The 4,345-nt window shown below is 64.0% G+C and carries 3 protein-coding genes; all 3 read left to right on the top strand.

Annotated features, from left to right (window positions below):
• The first annotated feature begins 81 nt into the window (after window positions 1-81).
• The 3 genes from FJ934_RS27685 (at window position 82) to FJ934_RS27675 (ending at window position 4,240) form a co-directional block, all read left to right on the top strand.
• Window positions 82-2,454 carry an aldehyde dehydrogenase family protein gene (locus tag FJ934_RS27685; protein ID WP_140613571.1) on the top strand — a complete coding sequence of 791 codons (2,373 nt, stop codon included), beginning with the start codon at window positions 82-84 and terminating at the stop codon, window positions 2,452-2,454.
• A 182-nt stretch (window positions 2,455-2,636) separates the two neighbouring features.
• Window positions 2,637-3,368, top strand: a complete 732-nt coding sequence (locus FJ934_RS27680) for an SDR family oxidoreductase (protein WP_140613570.1) — start codon at window positions 2,637-2,639, stop codon at window positions 3,366-3,368.
• Between the two features lie 26 nt (window positions 3,369-3,394).
• The gene (locus FJ934_RS27675) at window positions 3,395-4,240 is read left to right on the top strand and encodes a fumarylacetoacetate hydrolase family protein (RefSeq protein ID WP_140613569.1); all 846 of its coding nucleotides are present in this window, start codon (window positions 3,395-3,397) and stop codon (window positions 4,238-4,240) included.
• The last annotated feature ends 105 nt before the right edge of the window (window positions 4,241-4,345 follow it).

Here is a 4,345-nt window from a genome sequence, read left to right as displayed (position 1 = left end):
CCCCACCTGTGGGGGAGATGTCCGGCAGGACAGAGGGGGGCGCGAAGGAACGCCTTCCGACACAATTATCTGGAGCGCCCCATGAACATCCTCGAACGCTATCACGCCATGGAGTACGGCCCGGCGCCGGAGGCTCGCAACGAGGCCGATGCATGGCTTGCCGGCCGCGATTTCAGCAAGGCGCTGTTCATCGGCGGCGACTGGAAGGCGGCGAGCAGCGGCAAGACCTTCGAGACCAGCGAGCCCTCTTCCGGCAAGCTGTTGGCCAAAGTTTCCGATGCCAATGCCGCCGATATCGATGCGGCGGTTGCCGCCGCAACGAAGGCGCTGCCGAAATGGTCCGCGTCCTCAGGCTATGTCAGGGCCAAAGTGCTCTATGCCATCGGCCGCGCCATGCAGCGGCATCAGCGCCTTTTCGCGGTGCTGGAATCGATCGACAACGGCAAGCCGATCCGCGAAAGCCGCGACATCGACGTGCCCCTGGCAATCCGCCATTTCATCCACCATGCCGGCTGGGCGCAGGCGCTGGACAGGGATTTCCCCGGCCAGAAGGGTGTCGGTGTCGTCGGCCAGATCATCCCATGGAATTTTCCGTTGCTGATGCTGGCCTGGAAGATCGCGCCGGCGCTTGCCGCGGGCTGCACGGTTGTGCTGAAACCGGCCGAGTTCACGCCGCTGACCGCGATCCTGTTCGCCGAGATCTGCGAACGCGCCGGCGTGCCGAAGGGTGTCGTCAACATTGTACAGGGCGGGCCGGAGGCGGGTGCTGCCATCGTCAACCATCCCGGCATCCAGAAGATCGCCTTCACCGGCTCTTCGGAAGTCGGCAAGATCATCCGCAAGGCGACTGCCGGGTCGGGCAAGAAACTGTCGCTGGAGCTTGGTGGCAAATCGGCCTTCATCGTCTTCGAGGATGCCGATCTCGACAGCGCCGTCGAAGGGCTGGTCGACGGCATCTGGTTCAACCAGGGCCAGGTTTGCTGTGCTGGTTCGAGGCTGCTGGTGCAGGAAGGCATTGCCGAAGCTTTCATCGCCAAGGTCAAGACACGGATGAGCCGGCTGCGCGTCGGCAGCCCGCTCGACAAGAACACCGATATCGGCCCGCTCGTCGATCTGACGCAGCTCGACCGCGTCAAGGGCCTGATCGCCGAGGGCGCCAGGCAGGGTGCCGTCTGCTGGCAGCCCGATGCGGTGCTGCCCTCCTCCGGCTATTATCATCTGCCGACGCTCGCGACCGGCGTTTCGCCGGCTAATATTCTTGCACAAGAGGAGGTGTTCGGGCCGGTCCTGGCCACGATGACCTTCCGCAACACCGAGGAAGCGATCGAGCTTGCCAACAACACGCGTTACGGGCTGGCCGCCTCGGTGTGGAGCGAGAATGTCAATCTCGCCTTGCACGTCGCGCCGCAACTCAAGGCCGGCGTCGTCTGGGTCAACGGCACCAACATGTTCGACGCCGCCTGCGGCTTCGGCGGCTACCGCGAAAGCGGCTTCGGCCGCGAGGGCGGGCGCGAAGGCATGTTCGAGTACCTCGTGGCCAAACTCCCGCTCGGTCCGCTCATCAAGCCGGCGACAGCCTCGGCGCAGCCGGTCGAACAGGCCGAGGGTTCCGCGATCGATCGTACGGCAAAGCTGTTCATCGGCGGCAAGCAGGTGCGGCCGGACGGCAATTATTCGCTCGCCGTCGCCACCGCCAAGGGCAAGCTCGCCGGCGAAGTCGGGCTTGGCAGTCGCAAGGATATCCGCGACGCGGTTTCAGCCGCTCGCGGCTGCAAGGCCTGGCCGGAAGCGACCGCCTACAACCGCTCGCAGGTGCTTTATTACCTGGCCGAGAACCTTTCTGGCCGCGCGGATGAATTCACTGCCCGGCTCGTCCAGCTGACCGGCGTGCCCGCGAAAGCCGCGCGCGAGGAGGTCGACCAGTCGATCGAACGGCTGTTTCTCTATGCCGGCCTTGCCGACAAGTTCGAGGGCCGCGTGCACCAGCCTCCGGCTCGTGCCGTCACGCTGGCCCTGCATGAGCCAGTCGGGGTGCTGGGCATCGTCGCACCCGACAATCAGCCGCTGCTCGGCTTCATCTCGCTCATCGCGCCGGCACTCGCCATGGGCAACACCGTGGTCGCCGTGCCTTCCGAGCGCTATCCGCTGCTGGCCACCGATCTCTACCAAGTGATCGAATATTCCGACGTGCCCGCCGGCGCCATCAACATCGTCACCGGCCGCACAGCGGAACTTGCCGGCGTGCTGGCCAAGCATGACGATGTCGACGGGCTCTGGCTATTCGCCGACGCCGAGACCTGCGCCAAGGCGGAAGCCGATTCCATTGGCAATCTCAAGCGGGTCTGGAGCGGCAATGGGCGTAGCCTGGACTGGGCCTCGGAAGAGGCCGCCGGCGACGCCCTGCTGCGTCGCGCCGTCGAGGTGAAGAATGTCTGGGTGCCCTATGGCGACTGACACCGCCATGCTGGCGCAATGACGATCGGACTTGACGCCCGGACGAATGTTCTTTAACGAGAAAAAACATCTTTATCTGTGAACTGGCTAGGGCACAGGCCGCACAATCGAGCCTGACTGGTCCATGACGTGTCGGCCGGCCACCGATAGAGCGGATGCATCAGGCAGGCGAGGAGAAAAGCATGGCGGATCTGGCAGGCAAGGTCGTTGTCGTCACGGCAGCGGCGCAAGGCATCGGCAAGGCAAGCGCGCTGGCCTTCGCCAAGGCCGGAGCCACTGTCTACGCCACCGACATCAATGAGGTGCTGCTGGCGGAGCTCGCAAAGACTTCCGGCATCAAGACCCGCAAGCTGGATGTTCTCAACGACGAGGCGGTCAAGTCAGCCTTCGCCGAGATCGGTCGCGTCGACGTGCTGTTCAACTGCGCCGGTTTCGTCCATTCGGGATCGATCCTGGAGATGAAGGACGCCGATCTCGATTTCGCGTTCAATCTCAACGTCCGCGCCATGATCCGCACCATCCGTGCCGTGCTGCCGGGCATGCTGGAGCGTGGCGACGGGTCGATCATCAACATGGCCTCGCTGGCGAGCTCGCAGAAGGGCGTGCCGAACCGTTTCGCCTATGGGGTTACCAAGGCTGCGGTGATCGGCCTGACCAAGGCGGTTGCCGCCGATTATGTCGGCAAGGGCATACGCTGCAACGCCATCTGCCCCGGCACGGTCGAGAGCCCGTCGCTGCAGGACCGCATGCATGCGCAAGGCGACTATGACGCCGCCCGCGCCGCCTTCATCGCGCGCCAGCCAATGGGCCGGCTCGGCACGCCGGAGGAAATAGCCGATCTCGCGGTTTATCTCGCCGGCGCCACCTATACGTCGGGGCAGGCCTATAATATCGACGGTGGCTGGTCGATCTGAACCAATCTGACTGAGGAGAGAACTGCATGAAACTGCTGCGCTATGGCGAGGTGGGGAGCGAACGTCCCGGCCTGCTCGATGCGGATGGAACGATCCGCGATCTCTCCGCCCATGTCGCCGACATTGCCGGCACGGTGCTGCATCCGGCCTCGCTGGAGATGCTGTCGAAGCTCGATCCGAAATCGCTGCCGGCGGTTTCCGGCAAGCCGCGACTCGGCACCTGTGTGGCAGGCACCGGCAAGTTCATCTGCATCGGCCTGAACTATTCCGACCACGCCGCCGAAACCGGTGCCAAAGTACCGCCGGAGCCGATCATCTTCATGAAAGCAAGCTCGGCGATTGTGGGCCCTGACGACGACGTGCTGATCCCGCGCGGCTCGGAAAAGACCGACTGGGAAGTCGAGCTCGGCGTCGTCATCGGCAAGACGGCCAAGTATGTCAGCGAAGCCGACGCGCTCGACTATGTCGCCGGCTATTGCGTCGCGCACGACGTTTCCGAGCGCGCCTTCCAGGCCGAGCGCCAGGGCCAGTGGACCAAGGGCAAGAGCTGCGACACGTTCGGCCCGACCGGCCCCTGGCTGGTGACAAAGGATGAGGTATCAGACCCGCAGAACCTCAAAATGTGGCTGACCGTCAACGGCAAGACCATGCAGGACGGCTCGACCAGAACCATGGTCTACGGCGTCAAGTATCTGGTGTCCTATCTCAGCCAGTTCATGTCGCTGCATCCCGGCGACATTATTTCGACAGGCACCCCGCCCGGCGTCGGGCTGGGCATGAAGCCGCCGGTGTTCCTGAAGGCCGGCGACGTGGTGGAGCTCGGCATCGAAGGGCTCGGCCAGCAGAAGCAGACTTTCAGGGCGGACGTGTAGGGTTGATAAGTTGGCGCCGCCCCTCACCTGTCCAGCCGATAGATGGGTAACACTTTGAACCGGATAGATAGGTAACAGTTTTCTCCCTCATGATGGGTTCGCCGC

Source organism: Mesorhizobium sp. B2-4-12, from assembly GCF_006441575.1.
Taxonomy (GTDB): Bacteria; Pseudomonadota; Alphaproteobacteria; order Rhizobiales; family Rhizobiaceae; genus Mesorhizobium.
The sequence above is the reverse complement of the archived record's forward strand: the minus strand, read 5'-3'. Positions and strand labels throughout refer to the sequence as shown.

Excerpts from the sequence above, each read along its gene's own strand:
- FJ934_RS27675 (WP_140613569.1), top strand. The coding sequence starts at position 3,395 with ATGAAACTGCTGCGCTATGGCGAGGTGGGGAGCGAACGTCCCGGCCTG.
- FJ934_RS27680 (WP_140613570.1), top strand. The coding sequence starts at position 2,637 with ATGGCGGATCTGGCAGGCAAGGTCGTTGTCGTCACGGCAGCGGCGCAA.
- FJ934_RS27685 (WP_140613571.1), top strand. The coding sequence starts at position 82 with ATGAACATCCTCGAACGCTATCACGCCATGGAGTACGGCCCGGCGCCG.